25 protein-coding genes are annotated in these 25,971 nt (G+C 61.7%); 11 read left to right on the top strand and 14 right to left on the bottom strand.

The features are described from left to right. Positions 1–203: 203 nt before the first annotated feature. Complete coding sequence (locus ACLBXN_RS09460) at positions 204–557, bottom strand: hypothetical protein (protein WP_211456790.1); 354 nt, start codon at positions 555–557, stop codon at positions 204–206. Between ACLBXN_RS09460 and ACLBXN_RS09465 the strand changes: the two genes are divergently transcribed. The 3 genes from ACLBXN_RS09465 (at position 442) to ACLBXN_RS09475 (ending at position 2,732) form a co-directional block, all read left to right on the top strand. Continuing rightward, positions 442–1,140, top strand: a complete 699-nt coding sequence (locus ACLBXN_RS09465) for a hypothetical protein (RefSeq protein ID WP_447611943.1) — start codon at positions 442–444, stop codon at positions 1,138–1,140. The genes ACLBXN_RS09460 and ACLBXN_RS09465 overlap by 116 nt on opposite strands. A 79-nt stretch (positions 1,141–1,219) precedes the next feature. Further along, positions 1,220–1,915 carry a hypothetical protein gene (locus tag ACLBXN_RS09470; protein WP_447611944.1) on the top strand — a complete coding sequence of 232 codons (696 nt, stop codon included), beginning with the start codon at positions 1,220–1,222 and terminating at the stop codon, positions 1,913–1,915. Positions 1,916–2,189: 274 nt separating this feature from the next. Continuing rightward, complete coding sequence (locus ACLBXN_RS09475) at positions 2,190–2,732, top strand: DUF1697 domain-containing protein (RefSeq protein ID WP_447611945.1); 543 nt, start codon at positions 2,190–2,192, stop codon at positions 2,730–2,732. On the opposite strand, the gene ACLBXN_RS09480 is transcribed toward ACLBXN_RS09475, so the two are convergent. The 3 genes from ACLBXN_RS09480 to ACLBXN_RS09490 all read right to left on the bottom strand — a co-directional run bounded on the left by ACLBXN_RS09480 (position 2,640) and on the right by ACLBXN_RS09490 (position 4,365). Then, positions 2,640–3,491, bottom strand: a complete 852-nt coding sequence (locus tag ACLBXN_RS09480) for a DUF2625 domain-containing protein (protein ID WP_447611946.1) — start codon at positions 3,489–3,491, stop codon at positions 2,640–2,642. The genes ACLBXN_RS09475 and ACLBXN_RS09480 overlap by 93 nt on opposite strands. Positions 3,492–3,632: 141 nt before the next feature. Next, complete coding sequence (locus tag ACLBXN_RS09485) at positions 3,633–4,028, bottom strand: VOC family protein (protein WP_447611947.1); 396 nt, start codon at positions 4,026–4,028, stop codon at positions 3,633–3,635. 133 nt (positions 4,029–4,161) lie between these two features. Next, a complete protein-coding gene (locus ACLBXN_RS09490; protein WP_447611948.1) occupies positions 4,162–4,365 on the bottom strand; it encodes a hypothetical protein in 204 nt (67 codons plus the stop codon). Between the two features lie 84 nt (positions 4,366–4,449). Between ACLBXN_RS09490 and ACLBXN_RS09495 the strand changes: the two genes are divergently transcribed. Next, positions 4,450–5,352 (top strand): LysR family transcriptional regulator, encoded by a 903-nt coding sequence (locus tag ACLBXN_RS09495; RefSeq protein ID WP_447611949.1) that lies wholly within the window; start codon positions 4,450–4,452, stop codon positions 5,350–5,352. A 168-nt stretch (positions 5,353–5,520) separates the two neighbouring features. Next, the gene (locus ACLBXN_RS09500) at positions 5,521–7,152 is read left to right on the top strand and encodes an ATP-binding cassette domain-containing protein (RefSeq protein ID WP_447611950.1); all 1,632 of its coding nucleotides are present in this window, start codon (positions 5,521–5,523) and stop codon (positions 7,150–7,152) included. A gap of 81 nt (positions 7,153–7,233) precedes the next feature. On the opposite strand, the gene ACLBXN_RS09505 is transcribed toward ACLBXN_RS09500, so the two are convergent. Then, positions 7,234–7,626 (bottom strand): hypothetical protein, encoded by a 393-nt coding sequence (locus ACLBXN_RS09505; RefSeq protein WP_447611951.1) that lies wholly within the window; start codon positions 7,624–7,626, stop codon positions 7,234–7,236. Between the two features lie 182 nt (positions 7,627–7,808). Between ACLBXN_RS09505 and ACLBXN_RS09510 the strand changes: the two genes are divergently transcribed. Then, positions 7,809–8,882, top strand: coding sequence for a linear amide C-N hydrolase (locus ACLBXN_RS09510; RefSeq protein ID WP_447611952.1), 1,074 nt, complete (start codon positions 7,809–7,811; stop codon positions 8,880–8,882). A 75-nt stretch (positions 8,883–8,957) separates the two neighbouring features. Here ACLBXN_RS09510 and ACLBXN_RS09515 read toward each other — a convergent pair whose 3' ends face one another. Both ACLBXN_RS09515 and ACLBXN_RS09520 read right to left on the bottom strand, forming a co-directional pair. Then, positions 8,958–9,239, bottom strand: a complete 282-nt coding sequence (locus ACLBXN_RS09515) for a YkvA family protein (protein ID WP_447611953.1) — start codon at positions 9,237–9,239, stop codon at positions 8,958–8,960. A 179-nt stretch (positions 9,240–9,418) separates the two neighbouring features. Continuing rightward, positions 9,419–9,952 (bottom strand): GNAT family N-acetyltransferase, encoded by a 534-nt coding sequence (locus ACLBXN_RS09520; protein WP_211456197.1) that lies wholly within the window; start codon positions 9,950–9,952, stop codon positions 9,419–9,421. A 141-nt stretch (positions 9,953–10,093) separates the two neighbouring features. On the opposite strand from ACLBXN_RS09520, the gene ACLBXN_RS09525 reads away from it, so the two are divergent. Then, positions 10,094–10,519, top strand: a complete 426-nt coding sequence (locus ACLBXN_RS09525; RefSeq protein WP_447611954.1) for a TOBE domain-containing protein — start codon at positions 10,094–10,096, stop codon at positions 10,517–10,519. 78 nt (positions 10,520–10,597) lie between these two features. Here the strand turns inward: ACLBXN_RS09525 and ACLBXN_RS09530 are convergent, their stop codons facing one another. The 3 genes from ACLBXN_RS09530 to ACLBXN_RS09540 form a co-directional block, all read right to left on the bottom strand. Continuing rightward, the gene (locus ACLBXN_RS09530) at positions 10,598–11,725 is read right to left on the bottom strand and encodes a suppressor of fused domain protein (protein ID WP_447611955.1); all 1,128 of its coding nucleotides are present in this window, start codon (positions 11,723–11,725) and stop codon (positions 10,598–10,600) included. Between the two features lie 91 nt (positions 11,726–11,816). Next, positions 11,817–14,240 (bottom strand): helicase C-terminal domain-containing protein, encoded by a 2,424-nt coding sequence (locus ACLBXN_RS09535; protein ID WP_447611956.1) that lies wholly within the window; start codon positions 14,238–14,240, stop codon positions 11,817–11,819. Continuing rightward, positions 14,237–15,910, bottom strand: a complete 1,674-nt coding sequence (locus ACLBXN_RS09540) for a VRR-NUC domain-containing protein (protein ID WP_447612100.1) — start codon at positions 15,908–15,910, stop codon at positions 14,237–14,239. Before ACLBXN_RS09540 ends, ACLBXN_RS09535 begins: the two co-directional genes overlap by 4 nt. Positions 15,911–16,123: 213 nt before the next feature. Here ACLBXN_RS09540 and ACLBXN_RS09545 point away from each other — a divergent pair, with 213 nt between their 5' ends. After that, positions 16,124–16,453 carry a carboxymuconolactone decarboxylase family protein gene (locus ACLBXN_RS09545; RefSeq protein ID WP_447611957.1) on the top strand — a complete coding sequence of 110 codons (330 nt, stop codon included), beginning with the start codon at positions 16,124–16,126 and terminating at the stop codon, positions 16,451–16,453. Positions 16,454–16,504: 51 nt separating this feature from the next. On the opposite strand, the gene ACLBXN_RS09550 is transcribed toward ACLBXN_RS09545, so the two are convergent. Next, the gene (locus ACLBXN_RS09550) at positions 16,505–18,418 is read right to left on the bottom strand and encodes a potassium transporter Kup (RefSeq protein ID WP_447611958.1); all 1,914 of its coding nucleotides are present in this window, start codon (positions 18,416–18,418) and stop codon (positions 16,505–16,507) included. Positions 18,419–18,637: 219 nt separating this feature from the next. On the opposite strand from ACLBXN_RS09550, the gene ACLBXN_RS09555 reads away from it, so the two are divergent. The 3 genes from ACLBXN_RS09555 (at position 18,638) to ACLBXN_RS09565 (ending at position 21,059) form a co-directional block, all read left to right on the top strand. Then, positions 18,638–19,420 (top strand): type 1 glutamine amidotransferase, encoded by a 783-nt coding sequence (locus tag ACLBXN_RS09555; protein WP_447611959.1) that lies wholly within the window; start codon positions 18,638–18,640, stop codon positions 19,418–19,420. A gap of 126 nt (positions 19,421–19,546) precedes the next feature. Then, the gene (locus ACLBXN_RS09560; RefSeq protein ID WP_447611960.1) at positions 19,547–20,311 is read left to right on the top strand and encodes a YwqG family protein; all 765 of its coding nucleotides are present in this window, start codon (positions 19,547–19,549) and stop codon (positions 20,309–20,311) included. 37 nt (positions 20,312–20,348) lie between these two features. Continuing rightward, positions 20,349–21,059 (top strand): ribosomal protein L7/L12, encoded by a 711-nt coding sequence (locus ACLBXN_RS09565; protein WP_447611961.1) that lies wholly within the window; start codon positions 20,349–20,351, stop codon positions 21,057–21,059. Positions 21,060–21,105: 46 nt separating this feature from the next. Here the strand turns inward: ACLBXN_RS09565 and ACLBXN_RS09570 are convergent, their stop codons facing one another. Genes ACLBXN_RS09570 through ACLBXN_RS09580 form a run of 3 tightly spaced genes read right to left on the bottom strand, consistent with a single transcriptional unit; the run spans position 21,106 to position 25,971 of the window. Continuing rightward, complete coding sequence (locus ACLBXN_RS09570; protein ID WP_447611962.1) at positions 21,106–22,554, bottom strand: efflux transporter outer membrane subunit; 1,449 nt, start codon at positions 22,552–22,554, stop codon at positions 21,106–21,108. Further along, complete coding sequence (locus tag ACLBXN_RS09575; RefSeq protein ID WP_447611963.1) at positions 22,551–23,774, bottom strand: HlyD family secretion protein; 1,224 nt, start codon at positions 23,772–23,774, stop codon at positions 22,551–22,553. The genes ACLBXN_RS09570 and ACLBXN_RS09575 overlap by 4 nt, the downstream gene beginning before the upstream one ends. A 16-nt stretch (positions 23,775–23,790) precedes the next feature. Next, on the bottom strand, positions 23,791–25,971 hold the full coding sequence (locus tag ACLBXN_RS09580) for an MFS transporter (RefSeq protein ID WP_447611964.1): 2,181 nt from the start codon (positions 25,969–25,971) through the stop codon (positions 23,791–23,793).

The following is a 25,971-nucleotide window of genomic DNA, read 5'->3' on the forward strand; positions in this document are numbered from 1 at the left end:
CTAATTGCACAATATTTACAATTAAAAACCACTTAGAAAGGGTATTTAAAATCAAAAAATAATAAATCTTCCATTGGCTGGAAGCACTTACCTAAAGAGGACTCTGCAGCTCAATGGTCATATTGTTTTGAAATTTACAATTTAAAACAATGCCTCAAATACTCAATTACGCTTCATTGTTGATAGCAATGAAGTTCTGAAATTCAATAAATTATAAAAATAGCACTACCTACCTGAAAGGGCCTCGACGCATGCCCAAACAAGGTATTTCTGTTTTCATCCGGCTTATTGAAACTGCCATTAACCGAAGGAACGTTTTGGAACAACATGTGCCAGGCCAAAACGTAATCGCGGTTGGCACTGATCATTGGGCTATGGCAAATGGTCTTTCGCTTGGAAATTTCCCGGTTGTCCGAGAACTGGCTATTCAAAGGAATGATCATGAAGAAGTCTTTGATTGTCATGGCGGTTGTTGCATTGGCTGGTGTGGCATCTGCTACAGCCAGCAGTTCCAGCCTTGCCGCAACCAACACGGGGACCAATGCCTCGTCGGGCACTTACTCCTCGGCCGGGAGCTCAGGCACAGGCAGTGCTGTGAGCTTCAATAGCGCGACGGCAAGTGCTCAAGCAAGCGGCTTTGGGAACAGTACCGGCATGAGCGGTTCCTGGGGACCCGTGGCTGCAGGACACTCCAGTGTCGGCGGAAGCGCCTCCACCACGGGAACCGTCACCAGCCTTGCGGCGACCACCGGGGGCGGCGTTGCGGGAGGCTATGGAGCCACCAATGCCAACGCACATTCGGATGTGGGCAGCAATTACCAGGGCCAGGCTCCCGGCAAGCTGGTCAGCGGGGGCGCGGGAGGCTACGCCAACTCGAGCACCAACAATGTCGCTGGCACCGCGTCCATGGGCAACGGCATTGCGGCGGTGAACAGCACGGCCCATACCAACTCCTACTTTGGCGCGAACTCGCAGGCGCTTTCGGGCCCTGGCGGAACCTCGACCAGCAATAACTCTGGTGCGACCTCCGTCGGCAATGCGACAACGACCGGCTTCAGTTTGGGCAATGCCATCGGTGGCTCCAACGGCGGTGGCACTTCGGGCAATGCCTATGGATGGGCCAACTCGGCAGCCAACTAAATAAGGTCCGCGAACCCAGTTGTATTGCCCCCGAGTCGAGGCCTACCAGGTCAAGACTCGGGGTCAAGGGAGAAACAGCATGAAAGCCTCGATCGCCTTGCTAAGCCTTTGTGTCCCTGTGTGCGGTTTTGCGCAAAGCGCCGACAGCAGTGCACAAAGCCTCTCCAGTTCCTCGGCCGTGGGAGCGCAACAGAATCAGTCCATCACCATCGTCAATCCGGTTGCTTCGGCGGACAGTCGATCGGTATCCAGCATCGAAAGCCACTCCACTTCAAGCTCGGATCAAAACATAACGACCAGCGGCACAACCACTCAGAATCTGAACAGCAGCGTATCCGGGACATCCAGGAATATCGTCGAGTACAGCGGCAGCTACACCGTGAAGAACGTACCCAGCGTGAGCGGCCCCAACCTCACCACCAGCAACGACACCTGCATGGGCAGCAGCAGCGGCAGTGCCAACGGCCCCGGCTTTGGCGTGAGCTTCGGCACGACCTGGACGGACGAGCATTGCACGCGCCTGAAAATGAGCCGCGAGCTCTGGAACAAGGGCATGAAGGCAGCTTCACTGGCGATGGACTGCATGGACCCTGCCGCTCGCATGGCCCTGGAGATCACGGGCTCCAAATGTCCTCAGTCCATGACCGCAGAAGAGCGCCGCAACCACTATGGGCCGGATGCATCTGCGCAGGCCAGCCCCGCTCCGGTGGCTTCCGGTAACAGGCCTGAACAGGCAACCACGTCCAGCCAGACAGCAAGCCTCTACCCGAATTGATGACCATTCAATCCCGGAGGCTGTGATCGGCAGGCCTGCCACCACCTTGGCAATGGCAGGCTGTTGCTGAGGCCCTGCTTCGCCGACGCCAGGCTGGCCTCGGCTCAGCTCTTGCTCGGGTTTCAGCATCTCACGTGAAATCCGAGGCCCGGCTGCCAGATCTCGCCAACTATTGCGATACGCTAGCATCTCCGCCAGCGCCCTTGCTCCGCATCGTGCGAACCCGCCTTCGCAGGCTGGCGTACTCCTTCGAGATCCCGCCAAGGTATCGGTCATGCCCATCTATATCGCTCTGCTGCGTGCCGTCAATGTCGGCGGAACCGGCAAACTTCCCATGGCGGAGTTGAAGTCCATGTGCGAGGCCGAAGGCTTTACACAGGTACAGACCTATATCGCCAGTGGCAACGTGGTGCTGAAAGCAGATTGCTCCGCACAGCAACTCAAGTCGGCCCTGGCGCAACGCCTGGCCAGCTACGCGGGAAAGCCCATGGAAGTCTTTGTGCGTACGCTCCAGCAGATGACGCAGGTGCTGGAGGCCAATCCCTTTCCCGAGTCCCCGGGCAACCGCGCTGTCGCTATCTTTCTTGAGGAGACACCTCCTGCAGACGCGCTGTCCCAGGTCACGGGTCGCAACGACGAACAACTGCAACTGGGCCGCCGTGAAATCTATGTGGCTTACGGTTCGGGAATGGGCAACTCCAGACTCAAGATCCCTGCAGCGGCCTCAGGTACGGCCAGAAATCTCAACACGATTGCCAAACTGGTCGAGATAGCGGCTGCACTTGATGGTGGTGGAAAGGGGTCCGGGAAACGCTGATTCCAGCCTGAGCCTGTGATGCGCAGCGCAGGCAAGCAAACCGGTTGCCCCTTGCCGCTTCACCATCGAGTGAAGCCGACCGCTCAATGGATCAAAAGCCAGCTGCCTCGGCGCTTGCCTCGGATCAGCCCAGGTCTGGCAATCCACTTTCCTTGATTGACCAGTAGCAGACACCGGTTTGCGCGCGCTCGAACACACACTGCCTTGTTCCGTGAAAAGAAAGGGATAAAAACTCAGGCATGCGTCATTGCCCATGTCGGCCACTTCGGTTTCCCAGCCTTCCCAGCGCAAGTCTCGATAGAAATCGCGCACCTGCTCGGTGAAAGCCCATTGCATGAATGCCGTGTGCCCGATCCCCAAGGACTCCCAGGCCCAGGTATCCGGAGCCAGGTAATGGACAACACCCAGATCTTCACCGAGCGCTCCGCCGTTGATCGCAAAGAATCCGCCCACCGCATCGTCGGCAATCAACAAGAACCCACTACTACGCCCGCGATTCCAGCTCGCGAGATCGCGTGTGAGCCTGGCGTGCCCGCAGCCCAGCATCCTGAGCCAGCCTCCGTCGACCAGGATTCCGCCGGTTCCATGTGCGACTGCCCCTAGCGGCGAGCGCGTCGTGACCTGCAATGCCAGCAACACGGAGTCGCTCTGCGCCGAAGGAGGAAGGCACTCCACAGGAATGCTCGCATCCTGCGCCCAAGCCTGAATCAGCGGCAAAGCCGGTTCGTTACGTTCCAGAAGCTCCGCCAATGCACGCATCGATTCCTCATGAAGAAAAGCAAACAATGTCGATATTTTGACACTGAGCCTGCCCGTCCTTATTCAGGCTGAACACGGCAGATCAACGCTCCACTCGCCCCAGGCTTGATTGCGCATTCGCTTGAGCCTGGGCCTGGGCTGCTAGCTGGCCTCCGGCAAGCTCTGGATTGGCTGCACCGGCTGACTGCCAGCCTGATTCAGACCTATGGTGCAGCCAAACGGATCGAGCAACATGGCCACAACAGCGCCAAGACTGGTAACGATCGGGCCACGGAACAAGACTGCTCCTCGTCGCTCCAGCTCCTGCCGTGCCAGATCCAGATCATCCACCTCCCAGTAAACGGTTGTCCCACCGGCTCCGCCGGGGCACTTACTATCAAGTGGGTGGAATCCGATCAGGCATGCCGGCGTGCTGATGAACGCATAGTGATGATTCTCGTACTGCACCTGCACCTGAAACAGTTCGGCATACCAGATGGCTGCAGCGTCGATATCGGGGACGAACAGCACAACGGATTGAATTTGCTTGAGCAACATAAGCTCTCCAAGACTCTCTGAAACAGCAACCCGCAATGTAACGCCGACCTGGTGCTGACAAGAAGATTGGTGTCATCGCCTCCGCGCTTCTGCCATAAGCGGCAGCCCTTTGAAAGCCGTCCCGCAATCCTCTTCAGCCACCATTCGGAGGCACTCTGAACCCGGCCATCACTCGCGCCTCGGCGCGCTCCAGCCAATTCCGGATTCGTGCCAGCCAGCGCCGTGCGCTGGCCTGCCCGGATCCTGCAGCTTCAAGCCCGTGCTTGCGCCCAACTACAGTCCTGTCATCCAACGCGTCATAGCCCATATCAGGGTGTTCAATTTGATGATTTTTCATGGTCGGCCAATGGTCTTTATCCGTCAAACATCTGTAAAGTTGAATGATCTGACCATTCAGTTCAGAAAATCTGATTCAATACCCATGCGAAACCTGAATCTCGACCAGTTGCAGACGCTGATTGCCATCGCCGATCTCGGCACCTTTGCCGCAGCAGCCCAGGCGCTGCATCTGGCGCCACCCACGGTCAGCCTGCACATCAAGGAGCTGGAGACACGCATGAACGCCACGCTGTTGCTGCGCGGCAGGCGCCAGGCAGAACTGACGTCGGCCGGCCAGGTGCTGGTGCAGAAAGGACGCAAGCTGCTGGAGGCCGGCGACGACCTGATCGATCAGGTGCAGCGCCATGCAAGTGGCCGCGCCGGCCTGGTCAAGGTAGGCGTGTCGGCCGGGGTCAACATCCGGCTGTTTCCGCTGATGCTCGATGCCCTGAGTCGTCACAGCCCCGGCATAGACATCAGGCTGGAGGCGGTGGGCTCGGCCGACTCCATGCAACGCCTCCAGGCCGGAACGCTGGATATCGGCTTGGTCGCCAGCCCACAGGCTGAGACGGCAGAGATCACGCTCACGCCCTGGCGTAACGATCCCATGGTGGCTCTGTTGCCCGCAGCCTGGACGGTCCCTGACCGCATCAGCCCCGAATGGCTGGCAAGCCGCCCCTGGGCCTGCTTTGCCTCCGCCACGCAGATGCACGGCCTGATCGCCGGCTGGTTCGGCCAGGCCGGCCTCAGCCCTCGCCCCTTCATCGCCCTGACCTATACCGAAGCGCTCAAAAGCCTGGCGGCAGCCGGTCAGGCTGCGGCGCTGTTGCCGCTGGAGGCCATGGAAGAGCAGCAACAACTGAGCAGCGTGCAGATACGACATCTGTCGCCCACCTTGATGCGCCCCATGGCCATCGCCCATCGCCAGTTGCCAGCCCTGAACCCGGCGATCGCCAGCGTGCTGAAAGTGCTGGCTGAATTCGGCAATCAGCCACGCCTTGCTTGACCTGAGCACCGCACTGCTTAAAATCGACCTCTTTCACCTTCCAACGAGGCTCTTCACCCATGCGCCATTGATGCCGCCGTCTGACTGACGGCCACCATCCCTTCTTCCTTTCGCTGCCACCGTTATGCGCAGCTGGGGATGTTCGGCATCAACCCATCGCATGGTTCTATGACAGAAGCTCGCTTGACGCTGCATGGCGTCTCCTACACGCTGCCCAATGGGCGGCCACTCTTTTCCAATCTGTGCTGCAACTTCGGCTCTCTGCGCTCAGCGCTGGTGGGCCGTAATGGCGTGGGCAAGACCGTGCTGGCACGCATCCTGGCTGGAGAGTTGTCCCCTGGTAGCGGCAGCGTGACGCGTGCGGGCCGCATTCACTATCTGCCGCAGAACCCGCTGGCGTCCCGTCCAGACCTGAACCTTGCTGCGCTCGCAGGCCTGAGCGGCACACTGCAGGCACTGGAGCGTATTGAACAAGGCAGTTGCGAAGCCAGCGACTTCGAACTGCTGGCCGAGCGCTGGGATATACGTCAGCAGTTTCAGGCGCAGCTCGAGCGGGTCGGCCTGCCCCGGCTGTCGCCGCAAACCCCTGCCAGCCAGCTCAGCGGCGGTCAGGCCATGCAGGTCGCTCTGCTGGGCGCACAGCTGGCCCAGGCCGATTTTCTGATTCTTGACGAGCCCAGCAACCACCTGGATGCTGCCAGCCGCTCGGCCCTGGCGCAGCAGCTGCGGCAATGGCGCGGCGGCCTTTTGCTGATCAGCCATGACAGAGTCTTGTTGGAAGTCATGGACTCCGTGGCGGAACTGAGCGCCAACGCAATCACGATCTACGGCGGCAACTACTCTTTCTATAGAGAAGTCCAACAACAGCAAAGCCGGAATGCAAAAGACGAACTGGCACGACTCAAGCTGGAGCGCAGCCGCGCCGAGCAGGCCTTGCGCACGCAGCAGGAACGTCAGAGTCGCAGGCAGGCACGCGGTGAAAAACTGGGCAAGAACGGCAACCAGGCCAAGATTTTGCTGGACGCAGGCAAGGAGCGCGCCCAAGCTTCAGGCGGCAAGCTGGCGACCCAGCAGGCCGCTGCGCGTGAAGCCTTGAACCAGAGCGTGCGCGAGGCAGCGCTGGCGCTTCAGCGCCAGGTGGACTGGCAGGCCGAGAGCATTCACTGGCATCTGCCGCAGGGACTGACGAAACTCGGAGATCGCATAGTGGCGGAACTGCGCGAAGTGCAACTGCCTCATGTGGCAAGGCACTCACCCCTGAGCCTTGTGCTGCGCGCCGGTCAACGCATGGCCATCACCGGGCCCAACGGCTGCGGCAAGTCCACGCTGCTGCAACTGCTGGCCGCTCAGCTGCAGCCGGTGTCGGGCGAATGCAAGCTGAATGTGACGCATGCCGTGCTCGACCAGCATCAGAGCCTGCTGCAACCCGCATCGTCGGTACTGGGCCAGTTGCTGGCCGCGAGCCCGAGCACGCCCGAGTCGCTGCAGCGCATGCGCCTGGCACAGCTAGGGCTGGACGCGCGCCATGTCGACCAGCCCACCGGACAGCTCAGCGGTGGTGAACGTCTCAAGGCTGCCATGGCCTGCGCGCTCTACCGCGATCAACCCGCGCAATTGCTGCTGCTGGACGAGCCCGACAACCACCTGGATCTGCCGTCCCTGCAGGCGTTGGAAAGCATGTTGTGCCAGTACACGGGCACGCTGCTCATCGTCTCGCACGATGCGATGCTGCTTCAGGCTCTGGAGTTGACGCACCAGCTAAGCTTTGCCGCCGGGACATGGACATTGACAGCGCTCTGACCGCTGGAGCCGGCTCGGTCCACACGCTGAGCATCCAGCCTGCGGGCTCGCACCTGGCCCCCTGGTTTCGACTTCAGAGCTTCAGGAGGTCTTTTTCCAGTTCCTGCCGTCCGTAGAACGGTAATCGCCTCCCGAGGCACAGCAACCGCCTGCGCCAAAGGCCATGCGCCCGAGCGTGACCGAAAGCACGCCGGCCTCATGCCGGATGGACTGCCGCTGGCAGGAGGTGAAGAAAGGATATGGCTCGGGAGCCAATACCTTTTCCCAGCGGACTTCGTTTTTTTCCAGAGACTCCACGAGAAAGACCTCGCAGTCATGGACCAGCAGGAACACCGGCTGGCCTGCCAGCACGCCCCTGAAGACCTGCTCCGGCGGTGCATCCCGCGTGGCCTGCGCCTGCCGGCTCAGTGGCGCTGGCGGCTCGGAAAAGTCACAAGCTGCCAGCGCTGTCAGCGCCAGCAGCACAACAGTCATCAAAGGCCTTGGCATCATGGAAGCAGTATGCCAGCTGCTATGGACGTGCCCGACCGGCGCCGCCGCAGAGCTTGCCGAGCTAGGTTAGGCTATGCGCCTGGGACTGCGGGCCCTGCCAAGCTGGAGCCCCTGCAGCAGTCACTTCCGTCGAATTCATGCTTACAGTACAAGGAGTAGATTTGATGAAAAACAGAATGCCGCGCATGCGCCCCCTGCTGGCCACCCTGCTGCTCACCGCTTCCGCTGCAGCCGCCACGACCAGTGCCTGGGCCTGCACCCGGCTGGTCTACCACGGTGTGGACGGCCAGATCATGACGGCCCGCTCCATGGACTGGAAAAGCGACATTGTCAGCAATCTCTGGGTGCTGCCGCGCGGCATGGAGCGCAACGGCCAGACCGGTCAGAACACGCTGCGCTGGAAGTCCAGATACGGCAGCGTCATCACTTCGGGCTATGACATCTCGACAACGGACGGTGTCAACGAAGCCGGCCTCAACGCCAATCTGCTCTGGCTGGTGGAGTCCCAGTATCCGAGCTTTGATGCCAAGAGCAAGCCCGGGCTGACGATTGCCGCCTGGGCGCAATATGTGCTGGACAACTTTGCCACCGTGAAGGAGGCCGTGGCCGCGCTGGAGAAGGAGCCCTTCACCATCGTCTCGGACAATGTGCCCGGAGAGAACCGCCTGACCACCTTGCACCTGTCCATGTCGGACGCCAGCGGCGACAGCGCCATCGTTGAATACATCCAGGGCAAGCAGGTCATTCACCATGACCGCAAGTACCAGGTGATGACCAACTCGCCCACCTTCGACCAGCAACTGGCGCTCAACAGCTACTGGCAGCAGATCGGCGGTACGGTCATGCTGCCCGGCACCAACCGCGCAGCCGATCGCTTTGCGCGGGCCTCGTTCTATGTGAACGCCATTCCCAAGGACCCTAACCCCAACAAGGCACTGGCCAGCGTGTTCAGCGTGATCCGCAATGTCTCGGTGCCCTACGGCATCAGCACGCCCGATCAGCCCAATATCTCGTCCACGCGCTGGCGTACGGTGTTTGACCACCAGCGCAAGCTGTACTTTTTCGAGTCGGCTCTCACACCCAATACCTTCTGGGTCGATCTCAAGGCACTGGATTTCGATGCGCAAACCGGCAAGGTCATGAAGCTGGACCTGGGCGCCGACCAGAGCCATACCTATTCGGGCAATGCCACGGCGCAATTCAAGCCCTCCAAGCCTTTTCAGTTTCTGGGCATCTAAGGTCTGACGGGCATGTGAAAAAGCGACCAGCGCCCGGTGTATCAGCGCTGGTCGCTACGGTTTAGAGACAGCTGCTCAAAGAGCTTTGGCGCCCACGCGTTCGCGCAGTGAGCCCAGCAGTTCAGCGGGCAAAAGCCTGAAAGCCAGTTGCAACAGCAAAAAGCCGATCAGGCCGTCGTCCAGCCAGCCCAGAACAGGAACGGTGTCGGGCACGAAGTCCAGGGGACTGATGAGGTAGAGCGCTGCCAGCACTGTGGCGAATTTGGCGGCTCTGGGCGAACGCGGGTCGCGCAGCACGGCCCAGGCAAGCAGCAGCTCTTTGCGAAAGCGACTCAGCAAACGGCCCAATTTCCACATGGTGGTGACCCCTTCAAAGCGACAAAACACCAGACCTTAGCTTGCGACCGATCTCAGGAAAAACAAGAGAGCAGCCATTTTCTGGAGGCACAAAATGTATCGATGAACCCGGTCCGTTCAGGAAAGACTCGCTTCAGCGCTTTGTAGGCATTCGCTAAAAGCTATCTTTTTCGGAGCAATCAACCGTCCACCGGATTCAGCGGCGTCTGCAGCGTGAGCTGATAGAAGGCCAGATCCAGCCAGCGGCCGAATTTGAAGCCCACCTGCGGCATCAGGCCCACGGACTCAAAACCCAGACGCTTGTGCAGCGCGATGCTGCCTGCGTTGGCGGCATCGATGGCACCGACGAGTACATGCACGTCGCCACGCTGCCTGGCCTCGGCAATCAGCAAATCCATCAGTTGCTGACCCAAACCACGGCCCCGGTGTTCGGGGTGGACATAGACCGAATGCTCAACCGTGTACTTGTAGGCCGGATAAGCGCGAAAACTGCCCCAGCTGCAAAAGCCAAGCAAACGGCCTTGCGCATCCTCGATGCCGATGACGGGAAATCCTCCCGCACGTTTGGCCTCGAACCAGCTGACCATGTTTTGCGCCGTGCGCGGCTGGTAGTCGTAAAGTGCAGTGGAGTTGACGATGGCATCGTTGAAAATGTCCAAAATCGCAGCGGCGTGGCGTTCGTGCGTGCATTGCACGATGTTCAGATCACTCATTTCTTGGCCTCAGGCACCCAAATCAGAGCCGGTATTATGGGCAAGGTTGCAGCAGCCGGGGCCCTCGTAACGTTTAATTGCACTGGTCCGAGTGCTATAAGAATAGGTCCAAGTTCCCAGCGGCATTTTAAGGAAGCCCTCATGCAAAGCAGCGCACGCAACCAGTTCAGGGGGCATGTCTCCCATATCAGCCATGGCATCGTGACCGATGAGGTCCAGATCCACACCGAACACCAGGCCGAGCTGGTGGCCACCATCACACATGGCAGCGCCGTCAGTCTGGGCCTGAAGGCCGGTAGCTCGGTGATCGCCATGGTCAAAGCGCCCTCCGTGATGGTGGTGACAGATTGCGAAGGCGTACGTTTTTCGGCACGCAACCAGCTCACTGGCAAGATCACCCGGATCAAGCCCGGCGCGGTGAACTCCGAAGTGACCATTGATGCTCAAGGCCTGCAGGTGGTGGCCATGGTCACCCAGGAAAGCACCGAAAACCTGGGCCTGGCCGTTGGCAAGACGGCCACAGCCTTGTTCAAGGCATCCCAGGTCGTGCTGGCAGTGCTGCCCTGAAGAACGAGTCGCCCGTTCAGGCACGTCCATGGGCAGCGCGAGACCGCGCGTATGGCTTGATTGCTGCAGTTTTGCGGCTTAGCGCTCTTCGTACCTGCCGGTCACGCGCCCTTGACTATCCGTCACCACACTGCTCTTGACCTGCCAGACCAGACCGTCGAGCCCGGGCACCGTGTACTCACCGTCGCGCCCCTTGACGGCCTGCTTCCAGGCCTGCATCTGCGCCGGGGTCAAGCTCAGCTTGAGCTCATGGTCGCTATGCCAGTCAAGCAGCCCCCCTTCACTGTCGCCGGCGGGCACCAGCTCCAGCGTCGAGCCATCGCCCGCCAGAATCAAGGGGCGACCATGGGGCAGGCGTGCCGGCAGCATGGCCTTGAGGTCGCGCACGCCCAGACTGCCCAGGCGAATCACGGTCTGGGGGCTGCGCAGCAGGCGCTTGCGGTGACTAAAGCCCAGAACATCGTTGTAGAGCACGCCCGTCTTCGAGCCTTCACGCGTCGCGCCGGCGTCGATGGCGGCCTGGACATCGGGCAGATCATGCAGGCTGGGCCTGGCCAGATCGGTGATCCACAGCGGCATATAGCTCTGCAGCGACTGAAGCGCTCCCTGCACATTCCAGCGACGCACCTCGCGCAACTCGTCGCTGGTCAGCCCCACCAGTTGCAGAAACATCAGGTCACCATAAGGCGTGTGAATGGCCTGCAGCTCGGGGTCCTGTACAAAGCCCATTTCGGTCAGCAGCGTGTCGGCATCGGCCTTGATCGGGCCATTGGCCGTCATCCAGTGCCCGGGGGCCAGCACGTTGCCGGTACGAAACACATATCGAGCAATATTTTGCAAAAAGTTAACAGGCCAACTAGGTGCTTCCTGCTCGTTGGCCCCGCGCAACAATCTGAAGCTCAGCTCGAAACCATAGCCGCTGGGCTTGCCCGGAGCGATGTCGTAGCTGTCGTCCAGGTCGCCGTACAAATCGCTGAAGCCGTAGCTGACATAGTGCCAGTGCGGCGCTCCCTGCTCGCTGCGAAAGACGCTGACGCCGTCCAGCGGATCGTCTCCCCCGAGACGAAACTTGATCAACGTGCCGAAATGGGTGGGCTGCTGATCGCCATAAACCGTCTGCAGCGCCTTATCGATTGCATCCCATCCCTGGCTGCCCTCTTCCCCGGTGGCTTGGGACTGAGAGTCGTAGGTGTCGCGGGAATTCATGGCCTTTTTCTCCTTTGCCCCAAGTATCAAGGCGCATGAGGGCCGTTTGGCACGGATTACAAACGGAGATGTGAGCGAGCGTTTCTGGCCGCTAGGCTTTCCGGAAATCTCGGCTGGGCCCCTCGATATGCCACCAGGCAGGCAATAGCGCCCGCACCTCGGCGCGTGCGAAGCGGTCGTCCATCAACACCAGAACACCGCTATCGTGCTCGCTGCGTATGACTCGGCCAGCCGCCTGTACCACCTTGCGAAGGCCGGGGTAAAGATAGGTGTAGTCATAGCCCAGCCCCACACCCATGGCCTGATCCATGGCACGCTGCATAGCTTCGTTGACAGGGTTGAGCTGGGGCAGCCCCAGGGTGGCGACAAAAGCACCTATCAGACGACTGCCGGGCAGATCCACGCCCTCGGAAAAAGCCCCGCCCAACACGGCCAGACCCAAACCCTGGCCGCCCTCGACAAAGCGGGCCAGGAATTCGGCCCGCCCGGCTTCGTCCATTCCGCGCTGCTGCTGCCATAACGGCAGTTGCGGGTGCCGCTGCTCCACGGTTGCGGCGACTTGCTGCAGATACTCAAAACTGCTGACAAAACACAGATAGTTGCCGGGCTGACGCGCATATTGCTGCGCGATCAGATCCGCCATGCGTGCCAGAGACGCTTCGCGATCACGCCAACGTGTGGAGATATGGCGAGCAATATGCACCTGCAACTGCCGAGCCGCAAACGGTGCAGGGACATCGAGCCAGGCGGTATCGACAGGCAGCCCCAGCAGGTCACGGTAGAACCCGGGCGGGCTCAGCGTGCCTGAAAAGAGCACCGAGGCCTGTGCTGCTGCATGGCGTGCCGCCAGATGCGGTGCGGGCACCACGTTGCGAATGCACAGCGTGGATGACAACCCACCCGGCCTGCCCGCGCGACCCAAGGGCTGAGGCCGCTGGATATCAAACAGTGCATGCGGCCCGAACTGATCGGCCAGTGCCTGAAAATGCAGCAGTTCCCAGTAAAAACCCAGCAAGGCATCGTCGGCAAGCGCGGCCTGCCCCACTGCCGCCGCATGGCCGCCTGTCTCCTGCTCTGCCAGTTGATCCGCGATGGCGCCCACGGCCCGCTGCACCGCGCCCAGCAGTGCGCCGGGAATGCTCTCGTAACTTTGGTAGTTGGCCTGATCCTGGGCCTTGTTCAGCGCCTGCCATTGGCGCTGCAGTGCATCGAGTGCCTTTTTGACAGCACCGGTCGCTGCATGGCGGGCCTGTGCCAGATCAAACTGGGACAGCGATGCCGTATACATGCTGCGCGCGCGCTCCAGCAGATTGTGCGCCTCATCCACCAGCACGCCCACACGCCAGTCCTGCTGCAAGGCCAGGGCATACAGCATGGCCGCACTGTCGTAGTAATAGTGGTAGTCGGCCACCACCACATCAGCCCAGCGTGCCAGCTCCTGCGACAGGTAATAGGGGCAGATGCCATTCTGCAAGGCCAGAGCTCGCAATGCCGGAGCATCCCAGAGCGGCAGTTGCAGCGCCTGCTGCCTGGCCGCAGGCAGCCGGTCAAAGAAGCCACGCGCCAAAGGACAGGACTCCCCGTGGCAGGCTTTGTCGGGATGCTCGCAAGTCTTGTCGCGCGCCTGCATGTCCAAGACACGCAAGGGCGCAACCGGCGTCTCGGCAGCCGCCGACATGGCTCGCGGCAAGGCTTGCTGCAGCTGACCCAGTGCATGCAGCGCCAGTCCATGGCCCGTGCCCTTGGCAGTGAGAAAGAACAGCTTGTCCAGACCGGCCGCATCAGCCTCCGAGACGCCCTTGGTAGTGACAGCGGCCATGCTCTTGAGCATGGGAAAAATCGTGGCGAGGGTCTTGCCGATGCCGGTCGGCGCCTGGGCCATCAGACAGCGACCGCCTGCGCCGGCATGGGCCGTGCGATAGACGGCCACGGACAGCTCCCGCTGCCCTGCCCTGAAGGCCGGCATGGGAAATTTCAGCTGTGCCATGGCCACATCACGCGCCTGACGGTGGGCGGCCTCGCTGCGTGCCCAGTCGAGATAGCGGGCACATAGCGATTCGAAGAAGGCCTGCAGTTCGGTGGCAGAACATTCCTCCACCAGCACGGTCTCCTCTGCGCTGCCGATCTGGAAATACACCAGCGCCAGCTTGATCCGCTCAAGGCCGCGCTCCTGGCACAGCAAATGACCATAGACCCTGGCCTGGGCCCAATGCAAGGCCCGATGATGGGGACGCACGCCGTCAAGCCGGCCCCGGTAGGTCTTGATCTCTTCAAGTTGCTGCTGCACGCCGTCAAAGCCATCGGCTCGGCCGCGAACCTGCAGCTCCTGGAATCGACCGCTGAGCGCCAACTCCGCCTCATAGCCGCCCACTTTCTCACGCCGTTTCTGCACCACGGCATGGCCTTCCATGCCCTCCAGCGCACTGGGTGCGGGAGTGAAGCGAAGATCCAGATCGCCGCTGCGCGCCGTGAACTCGCACAGTGCGCGTACTGCCACGCTAAGCGCAGGCTTCATGGCGTGCTACCTTCGTCGCGCCACTGCACATGGCAAACGCGCACGGGAATGCCCCGCTCCGTGCAATAGGCCAGCCAACGAATCTGGTTGTCCTGCAACTTGTCGCCCGGCGCCTTGACTTCTACCAGCTCGTAGCGTGAACCGGCATCGGACCGCAGAGGCCAGAAGCGCACCAGATCGGGAAAGCCGGTGCGGTTGGCCTTCAGATCCAACAGCAGCCGAGCGAACAGAATCCGCAGATGGGCGGCAGGCATGCAATCGAGCGCCAACTCCAGCAGCTCTTGCGTCAATGTGCCCCAGAATAAGAACGGCGACTGAACGCCTTGCTTGTCGGCAAAGCGCTGGCGAATCGTGGCCTGGTAGCGACCGTCCTCCAGCTCGGCCAGGCAGGCATCAAACAGAGGCTGGCGGCGCAGCACAAAATCCGGTGCACCCAGATCGGCCGGCCCACTCTGGAAGGGATGAAAAAAAGCCCCCGGCAACGGCGCAAAAACGGCGGGCCAGCACAGCAGACCGAATAGCGAGTTGACCAACGCGTTCTCCACATAGAACACGGGCGCATCGGCGCTATGCCAATGGGCTTGCAGCGCGTACTCCACCGCCATGGGCTGGACGGGTCGGTCCAGCTGCACACCGCTGCGCAGGGCCGCCACGGCCGGAGCCAGAGCCGGCTGGCGCCCCGTGGCCCCAAGTCCCATGCTGCGACTCAGACGCGGCAGCATGCGCGCCACGCGCTGACGCTCCTCCTCACTTTCAGGCGCGGCCTGTGCCTGGCTGGCAAGAGCCAGTGCCTGATCAAAGCATTGCATGCGCTCCAACACGCGAATATGACGGTGGCGTGCTCCCGCATAGCGGCTGGCCGTGTAGGCCTGAGCCGCCAGCGGCCAGTCCTGCAGCCTCTCGCACACCTGGCCAAGTTTCAGTAAAACCTTGGCTCGGCGCATATCCAGCCATGGGTTTTCGCTACTATTTTCAATAAGCGCAGGCAGCAATTGCACCGGCTCCACGCCTTCGTCGAGATCCCGACGCCGGGCCGATATCTCCAGATAGAAGTCCAGATCTTCGCGGCGCTGAAATGCACGCGAGTCAACATCCAGCGCCACCGGCTCGTAGCGGAAGATACCGAGGTCGGCCAGTACGAACTCCGACCAATCCTGGTACAGATTGCCAAAGAACATCAGCCGCAGACGCTCTCCCAGCTCGCCCACCATGACGCGCCAGACAGGCTCCTGGGCCTCTGGGTGCCAGACGGCATAAGGCCGGGGCTCGGGTTGCTTGTCGGCCAACTTCTGCAGCATCTCGGCCTTGCGCATCGAGGAGCACAGCTCAAAGCCAGTCAAGATCTGCAGCAGCTCGGGTTTGGTGTGCAGGCCGAACAGCTCGACCGCATCCATGGGCTCGGTGGTACTGAGCCAGCCACATTCCAGCAAGGGCGCGGCAGCATAGACCGTCTCCGGAATCTCCTCGTAGGCGAGCTTGCTGGCGCGAAACCAGGGCCCGCGCCGCATCAGCATGCGTACCAGCAGCGCCCTGGAGTTCTGCGGCAGCCGCGCAAAGCCGGCGATGAAATCAGCCTCCTGCTCGCTGAACAGATCGCCATAGCGCTGCGCCAGCCAGTCCAGCGCTTGCTGGAAGTTGTGCAGATAGTAGAAGCGGTGCGGCGGAAGAATGGCGGCTTGGGATGCGGTCACGGTGACGCTCACAAAATGCTCGGCGAAAAGACGGGTGGATGCCGACCATGAGAACTGTATTTTCATACAGCTCGAAAATCCCTTCAAACTCCTCCGAACCAGGGGTTACAGATCGGCGGACGAAACGCATGTGGCTTGAACACCCTGTGGCAGTGGCACACAATCAACGCTTCATTCAACAAGGAGCAGGCAATGCTGGACTGGAACGAATACCGCAAGGAACTGGCAGGCAGGCTGGGAGAGTTTGCCGAGTTGAGCCCGGGAACCATGGAAGGCTACAAGACCCTGTCCGGCGCGGGCAAGAAGACCGGCCATCTCGATGCCAAGACACGCGAGCTGATTGCCATCGCCGTGGGTGTGACCACGCGCTGTGACGGCTGCATCGCCGTGCACACCAAGGCAGCCAAGGCCGCGGGAGCCAGCAGGGAAGAAATTGCCGAAGCACTGGGTGTGGCCGTGGCCTTGAATGCGGGTGCTGCCATGGTCTATTCGGCCCGCGCTCTCGATGCGCTGGGCGAGTAAGGCTCTCAAGGGACAGCAGCCGGCGATTCGCTGGCTCGCCATCCCGGCCCTTCAAAGCACGACCTGCGTGCCCAGTTCCACCACCTGGTTCGCAGGCAGCTTGTAATAAGTGGCCGCGCTGGCCGACTGGCGCGACATCCAGCCAAACAGCGCACAGCGCCAGGCGGAAAGACCACCGGGCCCGTCCACCACCTGTACCCTGGCTACGAAAAAGCTGGTCGTCATGGGGTCGAGGTTCGGTATCTCGCCATCGGCATCCGGTGTCATCCGCTTGAGCGCCGCCGGAATATCGGGCTGCTCGCGAAAACCGAAATGCATGTCCAGCGCCCAGACCCCGTTGCACATGGGCTTGAGCCTCAGGCGCTCGCCCTCATGCACATAGGGCGTGTTCTCGTTGATCACGTGGAGAAACACCGTCTGCTCATGCATGACCTTGAAATGCTTGAGATTGTGGAAGAGCGCATTCGGCACCAGCTTGGGGTCGGAAGTCAGATAGACGGCCGTGCCGGACACCACAGGCACGCCGCTCATGGGCGAGCTCATCAGATCGCTCATGGGGATATCGAGGCGGCGCCTGTGCTCGGCCACCAGCTGGGTACCGTCACGCCAGGTCATCAGCGCGATGAAGATGATGGCACCCAGAGTCAGCGGCAACCAGCCGCCCTGCTCCAGCTTGGTCAGATTGGAGGCAAAAAAACCTATCTCCAGCACGGCAAAACAGGCCAGCGCTGCGAGCGTGACGGATCTTGCGCGACTGCGCCCCAGATAGACCACAAAGCCCACCAGCATGGTGGTGATCAGCATGGTGCCCGACACGGCAATGCCATAGGCCGCCGCCAATGCCCCCGAGGACTTGAAGGCCAGCACCAGCGCGATCACGGCCAGCAGCATCAGCCAGTTCACGCTGGGGATGTAGATCTGGCCCTGCTCCTGATCGGAGGTGTGCAGCACGCGCACACGCGGCAGATACCCGAGGCGGCTGGCCTGCAGCGTCATGGAATAGGCCCCCGAGATGGTCGCCTGAGAGGCAATCACCGTGGCGGCGGTGGCCAGCACCACAAAAATCAGCAGCCAGGACGGCGAAGCCAACAGAAAAAAGGGATTGCTGGCCGCCGACGCATCACGCAACAGCAAGGCGCCCTGGCCGAAGTAATTGAGCATCAGAGCCGGAAACACCAGCCCGTACCAGCCCAGCCGCACGGCCCGACTGCCGAAATGCCCCATGTCGGCATAGAGGGCCTCGGCGCCTGTCATGGCCAGAAACACGGCCGAGAGCAGAAAAAAGGCCTTGTCCGTGTGCTGCACGGCGAAGCGAAGCGCATGCAGCGGGTTAACGGCCTGCAGCACCATGGGCGTCTGCACAATGCTGGCCACACCTGCCCAGGCAATGCAGAGGAACCAGACAATGGTGACCGGGCCGAACAGGCGCCCCACCACGCTGGTGCCCTTCATCTGAATGGAGAACAGCCCGATCAGAATTCCTATGGTGATGGGAACGATGAAATGCTCGAACTCCGGCGTGGCAATGCTCATGCCCTCCACGGCGGAGAGCACGGAAATTGCCGGCGTGATGATGGCATCCCCATAGAAAAGCGCGGCCGCAAACACTCCGGCTGCAACCACAAAGCGCGAGCGGCGCGACTGGTCCCCCATCACGCGGTGGGCCAGCGCCGTCAGCGCCAGCACACCGCCCTCTCCATCGTTATCGTGGCTGAGCACCACCCACACATACTTGATGGCGACGATGACGATCACGGCCCAGAGCAGCGCCGAGAGCGCGGCCAGCACATTCTCGGGACCCACCGTCAGCCCGTGGGTGCCTGTAAAAGCTTCCTTGAACGCATAGAGCGGGCTGGTGCCGATATCGCCGAACACCACGCCCAACGCCGCCAGTGTCAGTGCCGACTGGCTGCTGCCCTGCCTTGTATTCCCATCCCTCTGAAGCCCGTGTTTGCTCTGTGACATAACCATGCTTTTGCAGTGATAGAGACCGCCTCGCGCCAGGAGCCGGCAGCCCAGTATGGCACGCTGACGGAAATTGGAAAGCCTGGATGACGCCGGGCCAAGCTGTCCTTCTTTATGCAATCTTGATAGCAGCAGCCACAATCCATGCAAGGGCTTGAGGCCTTAATTCCTAGATTCAAGGCTTCACAACAACCGGCTTGTTCCTCAAGCCCACCTCTCATGAAGCCTGTCGCCATCCTCCAGCACGAAGCATCGCAAGGCCCCGGCATTTTGCTCGACCACCTTCGCCAGCAAGATATTGCCCATGTGCTGATAGACCCTTGTGCCGAAGGCGCAGCCCCGGCCAATGCGCGAGACTATCGCGGCATCATCGTGCTGGGCAGCAACCATTGCGCCAACGAGCAGTTGCAATGGATCGATGAGGAACGCTGCCTGCTGCAAAGTGCCCTGCAGCACGACATCCCCGTACTGGGCCACTGCTTTGGCGCGCAGATGCTGGCCCGCGCCATGGGCGCAGGCGTCTGGCGCAACCCCTGCGCGAATATTGGCTGGAGCGAAGTCCGCATCACTCCCTGCGCTCGGCAACTGATGAACCTGCCCGCGCAAGCCACCATCTTCAACTGGCATTACGACACTTTCGACATTCCGAAGGCCGCCAGACGCACCATGTACGGGCAGCATTGCCTGAATAAAGGCTTTGTCCACGGCCGGCAATGGGCGTTTCAAGGTCATCTGGAAGTGACCGCAGACAGCGTGCGTCAATGGTGCGGCGAGGGGCATCAAGAGCTGCTGCAGGCCCGGGGTCCGGCCGTTCAGAGCGAGGCCCAGATCCTGGCCCGGCTGCCGCAACACATAGGCCAGCTGCATGCCATGGCACTGCGCACCTACAAGGCATGGACCGATCGGCTGGACAGGCCGGTTTCGGTTTCGTGCAGCTGCCCTTCGGAGACCGTGAGCCGATTTCGCCTCAAATCCAATGAATACCTGCACATGCAGCTATGAATTTGCAAGCATCAGCCTGCAGCAATGCAACGAACAGACGTTTTGTTGCATCTGGCGGGCAGTCTCTGGCAAGGCACGGCCGCCGTCTGGGCCAGAATGGCCTGCAAACTCACTGCCCCAAGCTTCATGGACTTCACAACGCTTGAAAAACACCTGGATGCCTCGCCGCTGCTGAAGGCGCACAAGCAGTACTTTCTGAATCTGGCCCAGCCCGCCGTCGCCATTCGCCTGGGCCCCGCCAAGGGCACGCCTCTGCAAAGCCGCTTTGGCGGCCAGCCCATGGTGCCTGCGGGCTTTGTCTGGCCCGAGCATCCGGACGGTCACTACCTGTTTGTGGGGCAGATCAACTTTGCCGAACTCCCGGGCGGGCCCGGCCGCCCTGCAGAGCTACCGGCCAGCGGCCTGCTGTCGCTGTTCTACGGCTTTAACGAGGAAGACGCCATCTTCTGGCGCGACCAGGACTATCTCAAGGCGTTCTACTGGCCGGATATCAGCGACATGCATGAGATCCAGGCTCCCCACCAGTGGGTCACGGACAGCCGTGCGCTGCAGTTTAAGAACGGCATCGACCTTCCTCGCCACGAGGAGCTGCGCAAGGACTGGCCAGTGGAGTTCGATGAACTACAGGATTGGCTCCATGGGCTTGAGGAAAGCGGCGATCTGCCTCGCGACTATCTGCTGGGCCGCCCCTCCTGGGACAGCCTGGGCTACGATCCCACGCCCGAGGCCGAGGAACACCCTGGCAGCTCGCACTGGCGCTCGCTGCTGACGCTGCAGTCGCATGAGGAATTCCACTGGTGCTGGCAGGACGGGGCACGCCTCATGGCCTTTATCGAGGATGCCAGGCTGCGTGCCAGGGACTTCAGCCATTTGCAGGTGGACTGCGGCTGATGCCGGGTTCGACCGCCACAAGCACAAGGAGCCGCTCATGCCAACACAGATTCCTGCAGAAATCCTCAAACACTGGCAAAGCGGTCACAAGATCGAAGCCATCAAACAGCTGCGCGAGCAAGCCGGGCTGGGTCTGAAGGAGGCCAAAGACCTGCTGGAAGCCAGCGACGAGCCGGACTTTGTCCAGCATGGCGCACCAGAGCGGACGCAGGCCATGCAGCAATTGCGCGAGCAGTTGGACAAACTGGGCATGAGGGATGCCACGTTGCTGCTGGACCAGCTGAATCGGGCCGACACCGTGCCCGGCAGCTCCTTCTCTTCCATCAAGACCACCACGACCGTCAATGGCAAGACCACCACCAGCGTCACCGTGAGCGGCGATCATGCAGAGGCTATAGAGGCGTTGATGTCCGGTGCAAACGCAGTGCCCGCAGAGACCAGGGCCGAGGTGGAAGACGCCATGGCACGCGGCAACAAGATCGAGGCCATCAAGCTGCTGCGCGACGCCACGGGCCTGGGTCTGGCCCAGGCGAAGGAGCATATCGATGCGGCCATGGACGGGATTGCGCTGGACTGGCAGATCCTGCAACGGCAATCGGTGCGGGCCAGCGCCCCCAACCACTTTCAGCCCGGAGCGCCATCGCCGGGAGAAGTCCCCAGAGGGCAAGGCCGGTATCTGTGGCTGCTGGTGCTGGCCCTGGCTGCCGTCGGCCTTTGGTATTACTTCAATATGCCCTGGAGCCTATAGAAGACAAGCGGAAAACGCTCACTTTTCAGGAGTCTATGACCCGAATTCAAGGTTGCGGGGCAGCTGTATCGGCCAGTTGCCAGCCGCCACCCAGCGCCTGGTACAGCGCCACGGCGTTTTCCAGCTGGCTCTGACGCAGGCGCAGCACTTCCTGCTGCACGGCAAACAGGTTGCGCTGGGCATCCAGCTCCTCCAGGTAGCTGGCATAGCCGGCCTCATACCGATCCTTGGCAAAGCCCAGGGTACGACCCAGCACTTTTTCGCGTTCCTTGGCATGCTCCCACTGGGCTTGCAGCTGCTGGGAGCTGACCAGAGCTGTTTCCACATCGCCAAAGGCCTTGATGACCACACCGCGATAGGCATAGGCGGCCTGATCGCGCTGTGAAGATGCCGCATCGAACTGACCCTGCAGGCGACCGCCGTTGAACAGCGGGGCCAGAATGCTGCCGCCCAGCGACCAGACCCGGGCCGGGTTGTAATCCAGCGCGTTGATGAACAGGCTGCCGAAGTTCGCACTCAGGCTCACCTGCGGCAAAAAGGCCGCGCGCTGGGCTGCAAGATTGCTGTCGCTGGCCACCAGCAACAGCTGGGCCCGTGCAATGTCGGGGCGGCGCTCCAGCAAGCCCGACGGCAAGCCAGGTGCAGGCATCGCAGGCAGGCTCATGGACTCTAGTCCTGCATGGACGCTCAAGCTGGAGAGGGCCAGGGCCTGTGCCTGGTCATCACCGCTGCCACCCACCAGCTGCATCAGCGCTATGCGCTGGCGCTGCAGCGCCAGAGACAGCTGCTGCACCGATTGCCGTACGCTTTCCAGCTCGGCCAGCGCCTGGCTCTGCTGCAGCTGCGAGATATAGCCCACACGTACCTGGTCGGTGAGCAGACGCACCGCATCCTCGCGCGACTTCACGGTGTCTTCCGCCACGGCCAGTTGGGCCTGCAGCGAGCGCAGAGCGATATAGGCCTGCGCCACGGTCGCGGCCACCGTCAGACGTACCGCGTCGCGATCCGCCTGGCTGGCCTGCAGGCGCTTATCAGCAGCCCGGCTCAGACTGCCCAGACGGTCCCAGAGATCCAGCTCCCAGCTCGCTTGCAGCACGGGCTGGGCCGAACGCACATGCACCATCTGGCCGGTTCGTGCGCTCAGGCTGCGGTTGGCCGAGCCTGGTGCGCTGAGCGACAGTTGCGGTGCGGCGGCAGAACCCGTCACATCGAGATTCGCGCGTGCCTCCTCCACCCGGGCCAGGGCGGTGAGTACATCGTTGTTGCGCGCAAGCGCCAGCTCCACCCAGCGACTCAGCTGTGCATCACCAAAGGCCTGCCACCAACCGGTCTGGACTGCGCTGGCACCATCTGCGGCACGTTCCGCGCTCCAACTGGCCGGCACCGCAGGCTGAGCGCTGTCTGGGGCCCGGGTCAGACTGGGCACGCTGCAGCCAGCCATCAGGAATGCAAGAGCCAGGGGCAAGGCACGCACGGTATGAAGGGCGTTCTTCATGGCTTGGCCTGTTCGGATGCGGAAACTGCGGGCGCTTGAGTTTTTTGAGCCAAATCGGCTTCAAGCGCTTGTGGGGCATGCGCTGAATGCTCTACTTTTTGTGCAGTATCGAGGCGCACGATGACCGACATGCCAGGGCGCAGGCGCGCCGCATCGGCCTGGCCTTCATCGATGGCGATCTTGATGGGCAGACGCTGGACGACCTTGGTGAAATTACCCGTGGCGTTGTCAGCCTTGAGCACGCTGAACTCCGAACCTGTGGCTGGCGCAATCTCCAGCACATGGCCCTTGAGACGCAAGCCGCCCAGCGCATCCACGCTGAAGCTCACGAGCTGGCCGATCTGCACACGGGCGGTCTGGGTTTCCTTGTAGTTGGCCACCACCCAGTAAGTGGGCGGCACCACATACATGAGCTGCGTACCGGCCGCCACGTACTGGCCCTTGCGCACCGATACCTCGCTGACCTGTCCATCGCTGGGCGCATGGACCACGGTGTTGTCCAGGTTGATCTGGGCCTGACGCAGCAGCGCTTCAGCCATCTGCACCTGGGCCTTGAGAGAGTCACGCCCCACGGTCGTGGCCTTGATCTTTTCCTGGTTGATCGCGATGTCGGCCTGGGCCTTGGCCACGTTGGTCGCGGCCAGGCGCGAGGTGGCGCGCACCTTGTCGCGTTCGTTCAGAGACACGGAGCCTCGCTCGGCCAGCTCCTGCACACGCTTGAGCTCCGCCTGCGAGCGCTGGGCCTCTGCTTCCACGGCAGCCAGACCGGCGCGGCTGGCACTCAGCGTGGCACGGTTCTGGGCCTGTGTCTGTTCGGAATTGCTCAGCTGCGCCTGGGCATTGGCCAGTTGCGCCTGGGCCTGGGCGACGGCCGCTTCATAGCTGCGGCTATCGATGCGCACCAGCGCCTGGCCGGCCTTGACCTGCTCGTAATCCTTGACCAGCACCTCGGTCACATAGCCATTGACCTGCGGAGCCAGCACGGTGACGGCACCACGCACATAGGCATTGTCCGTGGTCACCACAGAGCTGTTGAAAGGCCACAGATTCCAGGCCCGCAGCACGAGCAGCATGCCTGCCAGGGCCACGACCAGCATGATGAGCACACTGCGCAAAGAAGGCTTGATCTTCTTCGGCGTGGGAGGCAATGCTGCAGCGGGTGAAGGGGCAGCTGTCGCCGCAGAGGCGGCGGGGGAATGGGGTTGTTGACTGTCGCTCATGCTCAATCTCTTGCTGTTATCGGTCTGAGTTCCTTGCCTGGGGGCCGGAGCCATCCCGGCCGCCATCGCCGACCGCAGGGGTGCTGCGGGCGTTCTTGTCGATTTCCTGCTCCAGTTCGGCCTCGAGTTCGAGCGCCTGGGCGTTGTCCTGCAGGGGGTCGCGGCTGGCCAGCACGGCCTGCTCGCGAGTCTCGGCCGCCTGCGCCGCGGCAGCCAGGCGTCTGGCCTCCGCGCCTTCGATCACCACGGTCCGCGCCGGACTGGCGGACTCGGTCCGAGCGCCCTCTTCCACATCGCCATAGGCATCGGTGGCCGTGGGCTGCACCACCACCGTGACACGCTGCGATGCGTCGGGCTCATGGGCGTTCGCTGCCTCAGGCTCTGCAACCGGAGCCACCGAAGGTGCGCGCTGAGGCGTACCGTCGGTCCCGGCGGCTGCCGCCACCTGGTTGCCGCTTTGCCGTGTCATGGCGCGCACCATGGCGGCAGCCTGGCGCACGCGCGCCGAGGCTCCCAGGCTCCAGAGCAGATACAGCAAGGCGATTGCAGCCGTCAGCGCAAACACATCGTTATAGGCCCTGACATTGGCTTCACGCCGTACGATCTGCGACAACTGCAGCGTTCCCTGGTTGGCGCGCATGGCAGGATCGGGCGTCACCTTGCCGTAGATCTGGTTCTGTATCTTGAGCCGCTCGGCCACCACGGGGTCGGTCGGGTCTATCTGCGTCACCAGGGCCACGGAGTAGATCTGCTCGCGGTAGGTCTGGTAAGTGCTCAGCAAGGCCGAACCCAGCAAGCCGCCCATGGCCTGGGTCATGGAGATGGTGACCACGGCGGTGAGCATGTGGTTGGCGCCGAACTTCAGTCCCTGGATGATGCCGGTAAGCATCAGAGGGCCCATGAAGACGCCCGAGCCCACCGCCAGCAGAAACTGGCTGAAGAAAAAGTCCGAAGGACGGTCCACACTGCTGCGGTGATGATCGAGAAACGCGGCCACGGCGAACAGTGCAATCGCCACCACAATCTGCTTGCCCATATTGGGAACACCGAAAGTGATAGCAGACAACGAAATACCTATAAGCGTTCCAAGCAAAATCACCATGAATAGCGGCTGCATCTGGTCGGATGTCATGCCCAGCGTGCGCATCAACCCCACCACGCCGTAACTCTGCTCGGCCGTGAGAAAGCGCAGCAAGATGGCACCGATCACGAAACGAATCGTCGGCATCTGCGCGAACCAGCGCGTGTGGAACATGGGGTTGGCACGATGGTGTTCGATGTAAAGCGCGACGCTGAGCAGCGCGATCGCTGCCACCAGCATCCAGGCCAGCCCCGGCGTATCGAACCACCAGCGCGAGTAGCCCTGGACCAGCACCGCAATCAACAGGCCCAGGCCCGGAACCATCAGGCTGAAGGTGACGAAGTCCAGCTTCTCGAAGGTCCTGATGTACAGGCCCGATGGCAGCTTGAGCAGCACCACGGCAGCAAAGGACATCAGCGCCAGACCGGCTTCAAACAGATAGAGGTTGTGCCACTCGCTGTTATATAGCAGACCCGGCGACAGAATCCAGGCGAGCGGCGTGGCCAGCTGGACCACGCCAACGCCGATCACCAGCATCTTGAGCACATAGGTGCGCGGTGCCGACTGCAGCATGTAGAGCGTGCTCAACGAGGAGCAGGTCGCCGCTGCCAGGCCGCTGGCCGCACGCAGCAGAATCAGGCTGTCGTAGCTGCCCAGCAGCAGATGCAGCACACTGAGCGCCGCGTAGCAGCCCAGGCCGATCTCGGTGAACAGGCGCATGCCGAACTGCTGGCGGAATTTGTAGACCAGCAGATTGGCCGTCATATTGAACATGACGTAGGCGCCCGTCAGCCAGGCGGCCTCGACCGAGGTCAGCCCCATCTGCCCCTGAATCGTGGGCAAATTGGCGGTGAACAAGGCATTGCCCAGGCCGCCGGTCAGCCCGACCAGGACCGCAATCAGCCCATAGCAGACGCGGATCCAGGGCTCGTGATGGGGCATGGCCGGCGAGCCGGGCAGCGCGGGCTTTTCATGCTCGGCCCAGTCCGGCGGGCGGCGCAGCAGAATGACTGGCCCCTGAGGAATGGCGGGAGGAGCTGAAGCCTGGCTGCTGGGAGGTTTCGGGCCTTCTTGATTGGCTTGAGCCCCAGTGGCTTGTGCTGCAGCTTGACTCAT

The sequence above is a fragment of the Comamonas sp. C24C genome, assembly GCF_053345995.1.